Source organism: Carnobacterium sp., assembly GCF_032094055.1.
Lineage (GTDB): Bacteria > Bacillota > Bacilli > Lactobacillales > Carnobacteriaceae > Carnobacterium_A.
This window is the reverse complement of the sequence record NZ_DAMDAK010000031.1, coordinates 20,465-24,746: the sequence shown is the minus strand read 5'-3', so window position 1 is coordinate 24,746 and position 4,282 is coordinate 20,465. Positions and strand designations below refer to the sequence as shown.

General features: G+C 33.4%; 5 protein-coding genes. All 5 read right to left on the bottom strand.

All coding sequences use genetic code 11. The features are described 5' to 3' along the window. A partial coding sequence (locus RT405_RS06525) for a LacI family DNA-binding transcriptional regulator (protein WP_313468561.1) occupies positions 1-115 on the bottom strand: 115 nt, incomplete at its 3' end. Positions 116-165: 50 nt separating this feature from the next. After that, the gene (locus tag RT405_RS06520) at positions 166-768 is read right to left on the bottom strand and encodes a YesL family protein (RefSeq protein ID WP_313468554.1); all 603 of its coding nucleotides are present in this window, start codon (positions 766-768) and stop codon (positions 166-168) included. A 63-nt stretch (positions 769-831) separates the two neighbouring features. After that, positions 832-2,457, bottom strand: coding sequence for an extracellular solute-binding protein (locus RT405_RS06515; protein ID WP_313468552.1), 1,626 nt, complete (start codon positions 2,455-2,457; stop codon positions 832-834). An 18-nt stretch (positions 2,458-2,475) separates the two neighbouring features. Further along, positions 2,476-3,366 carry a carbohydrate ABC transporter permease gene (locus RT405_RS06510; protein ID WP_396163389.1) on the bottom strand — a complete coding sequence of 297 codons (891 nt, stop codon included), beginning with the start codon at positions 3,364-3,366 and terminating at the stop codon, positions 2,476-2,478. A 15-nt stretch (positions 3,367-3,381) separates the two neighbouring features. Further along, positions 3,382-4,281, bottom strand: coding sequence for an ABC transporter permease subunit (locus tag RT405_RS06505; RefSeq protein WP_313468550.1), 900 nt, complete (start codon positions 4,279-4,281; stop codon positions 3,382-3,384). Position 4,282 lies beyond the last annotated feature (1 nt).

Genomic DNA, 4,282 nt, shown 5'->3' with positions numbered 1-4,282 from the left:
TTGCTAGAATGCGTTCACGTGTAGCGGCTGTTACTTTTGGGCTATCATTCAACGCATATGAGACTGTAGAAATCGAAACATTGGCTGCTTTAGCGATATCTTTAATTCCTACCACTATTTCCCCTCCTTTCTTAAATTTTTATCCTTACACTCAAACCATAAACACTATTCGATAAAGTTAGAAAATATTTTTTTATAGGTAAAAGCTTGTAAATAAGCCACTGTAGCGAAACCAAAGCAACCAACTAGTAAAATACTCTTCGGCATAAACAATGGCAACACAATTAAAATGACTAAACCTTCTATAAAGATCAGGATAGATTCAGCTACATATTTTAACGTAAAAAATAGTGAATTTTTCATTGTGTTTTTTAAACTGTTTTTAAAAACCCCTTGTAGAACTAAAGGGTACAATAAGTACAATAACATTGTTCCACCTATTAATAAAAGTAGAACTTTTAAGAACAAATGAATGCCGCCAAGATAATAGAAAGCCAAAACAAAAACCGACACAATTAGAACATCAATAAAAAATAAAGCGGTGCTGTCTTTAAAATTCTCCTTAAACAATTTAATATATTCTTTTGTAACGGATAGATGTGCATCTGTTATCGAGTTTATACTGACCCTTGTTAAGGCAGTAATCGCTGCACCAATAGTAAAAATAGGAAGGCAACTGATCAAAAATAATATATTTAAAATAAACATACTCGCAATGCGGTTTAATAGAGTAAATAATGGGCCATCAATATCAAATAAACCTAGCATTTCGATTCTCTCCTTTTAGAAGTGACACAAAAAAAGGGTTTCCCCTTTTTTTGCGTCTCATTCTTATTCTTCTGATAGTTTTAATTTTTCTTTATTTGTAGCCATCTTCTCATTTTGAATTTTAACAATATCATCCCAATTATTATCATCCAAGAATTTTTCATAGGCTGCTAAATTAGTATCAAAATCTTTCTCACTCTTAGAACGGATCATACTGATCAATGAAGTATGCCAATTTGTTTTAATGGCATCATAACTCCGTGCTTCAGCCGTTCCTTGGTCTGGGTTTACATTCTCAATTACATAATGAGGATAGAGTTTTCCTTTACCCCATTCTTGAAGTTGAGTTAACGGACCTTTTTCATCTGGTACTTTTAATGTATTCGCTCTATCATGATTAAAGAATAAAATCTCACTAAGACGGTATTTTTTACTGTATTCTTCTGGTTTTTCTTCTTTTAATTTTGTGATTTCAGGGAGCATTTCAATTAACCCATCTTCATTGTATTCAAACGTTTCGCCTTCAATACCATACTTAGTTAAAATTTGTCCTTCGTCTGATAATAAGTATGTGAATAATTGAATAGCCTTAGCTGGATCAGTTGAATCTTTTGTAATATAGTTGACCATCCAGCCTGATAATCCTGTTTGATTTAATTTGATTTCATTTCCTTCTGTACTTTGAGGACCATCAATGGCAATATATTCAACGCCTGGATTACTGTTCATAAAGGTTTGAAGATGCCCTCCGAATCCACTTACACCATTAACAAATAATGTAGCATATTTACCCGATTTAATTTTTTCATCAAAAGTTGGACCATCATCTGAAAAACTATCATCGCTGATATTGCCGTCACGATAAACTTGATTAATTGTTCTAACCCATGTTAAGTAATCTTTATCTAAATTGCGGTTATAAAATTCTCCATTTTCATCTTCTAGCGGTACTCCGATAAAGTCTTGGAGAACATCTCCCAAAGAACCAATATCATTGCCTACTGGATTAAAGCCAAATGGTTCTAGCTCTGGGTATTTATCATTAATTTGTTGCATAACATCACGAAATTCTTCAGGTGTTGCGATAGATGGTTTGCCCAATTCTTCATAAACATCACTACGAATAATAAAATTCGTATTAACCGGCATAATGCCATCTTTATAATCTTCAGTTGTATTTGAGAAATTAGGATAACCATAAGTTTTTCCATCTTCTAATTGGAACCAATTCATGGTTTGTTCTTTAGCTACCTTGTTAAAATAAGGATCATATTTTTCTGCTAGGTCTGTTAATGGATACGCCCAAGTATCAGCTTTTTTTGCTGTAGATGAAGTAGAATCAGTTAACGTAATGATATCCGGCATATCTCCGCCAGCAAACATGGTATTTAACTTAGTGTCATCACCTGTAACGATATCTACATCTAAGTTTAAATCTTCTTTAATTTTGGCAGTGGTCATATCTTCGCCAAACTCAAGTTGCAACCAATCTGCATTAATATACCACGTTAATTTATTATCTTCTTTTGTATCCAGTTTCCAAGCGGGTGTTGAGGGATCCAATTCATAACGATCTTTGATTGAAAAATCTTCAGTTGCTTCTTTCTTATCATTTCCGCAAGCTCCCAAAGTTAATAGCGATAAAGCCAATAACGAAGCACCAAATATTTTTTTCTTTTTTATGTTCATTCTTATTCTCCTTTTTTTTTATTCTTTAACTGCTCCTACCATCATTCCTGACACAAAATATTTTTGAAGTAATGGATAAATACAAAGAATTGGAATAGTTGTAATAACAATAGTTGAAAGTTGAACGCCTCTTGTCGTCGTTTTGACTACAGCATCGGTCACAATATTTTCCATTCCTGACATTTGTGATTCCACTATTATTTCATAAATTTTCATTTGTAACGGATACAAAGCTTTATCTGTGATGTACATTTTAGTAGTCATAAAATCATTCCATTGAGCAACTCCATTAAATAGAGTAATAGTGGCTAAAGCTGGTTTTGAAAGAGGCAGAAAAATTTTTGTAAAAATCTTCCAATCACTTGCTCCATCTATTTTAGCGGATTCTTCTAATGAAGCAGGAACATCTCGGAAGAAATTCATTAAAATGATGACATCATAATAACTTAATAAACTAGGAATAATATAGACCCAGAAACTATTTAGCAAACCTAATGAACGGATAAGTAAGTATACAGGAATCATGCCGCCGCCAAAATATAAAGTGATGACTCCAACAGTTGTATAAAACTTTCGACCGACTAATCTTCGTTTGCTTAAACCATAGGCAACCATTGCACAAAATAAAACGTGCGTTCCGGCCCCAATAACCGTTTTAGCAATAGAAACAAAGAATGCCCGCCAAATCGTCTGATCTCTAAAAACAGCTTGATAATTTTCTAAAGTAAATTCAGATGGCCAAAGCGAAAATTTCCCTTCTGCTAAAGCTTGTCCAGAGCTGAATGATGAAACAACGACGTTCCAAATTGGAATCACGATAACTAATGAAAACACAATCAACAGTGTCATATTAATAACATTAAATACACGACCTTCTTTTACTTTTACGCCGGTTTGACTTTTTTTCATTCTATTCGCTCCTTTCTAGAAAATAACAGATTGACCGTCATTCATTTTTTTAGTTGCCATATTCGTAATACCCAGTAAAATAATGGATATGATAGATATCCCTAATCCAACGGCTGTTGCATAAGAAAAATCTCCTTGAACAAGCCCCATACGATAAACATACGAGTTAATCACTTCTGATTTAGCTTGGTTCTGAGAATTCATCAAGACTAGCGTTTGGTCTAAATTAGATCCTAATAATCCACTGATATTTAAAATCAAATTTAAAGAAATGATGGGAACCAGCATAGGCAAAGTAATATTTTTTACTTGGCTAAATTTATTAGCCCCATCAATTCGAGCAGCTTCATAATAAGTTGGATCAATTTTAGCCATTGTAGCTAGATAAAGAATGGTTCCCCAACCTGCTTCTTTCCAAATATCTGAAAAAACTGCGATCAACCAGTATTTATCGGCATCTAGTAAGTGATTGGCTCCTTGCGATAAACCCACTAAGGATAAAATCTGATTCATTAAACCTGTCGTTGACATCCAGCTGATCAGCATTCCCCCTAAAATAATCCACGAAAGGAAATGCGGCAAATATGAAATCGTTTGCACTATTTTTTTTAATGGTCCTGATTGAACTTCGAATATCATGATCGCTAAGATAATTGGAATAAAAAATCCAACAGCCAATTTTAATAAACTGATTCCCAAAGTATTGATAACAGATTGCATAAAGTATTTATCACTCAAAATAATTTTAAAATTTTCTAACCCCACCCATGGGGCATCTTGTAAAGTATCGATTACTGTATAGCTTTTAAAGGCTATAGTTAATCCATAAATTGGAATATACGTAAAAACAAACATAAACAAAATACCAGGGATAACCATCGCTTGTATTTGCCACTGACTAAAGAAAGCCTTCAAC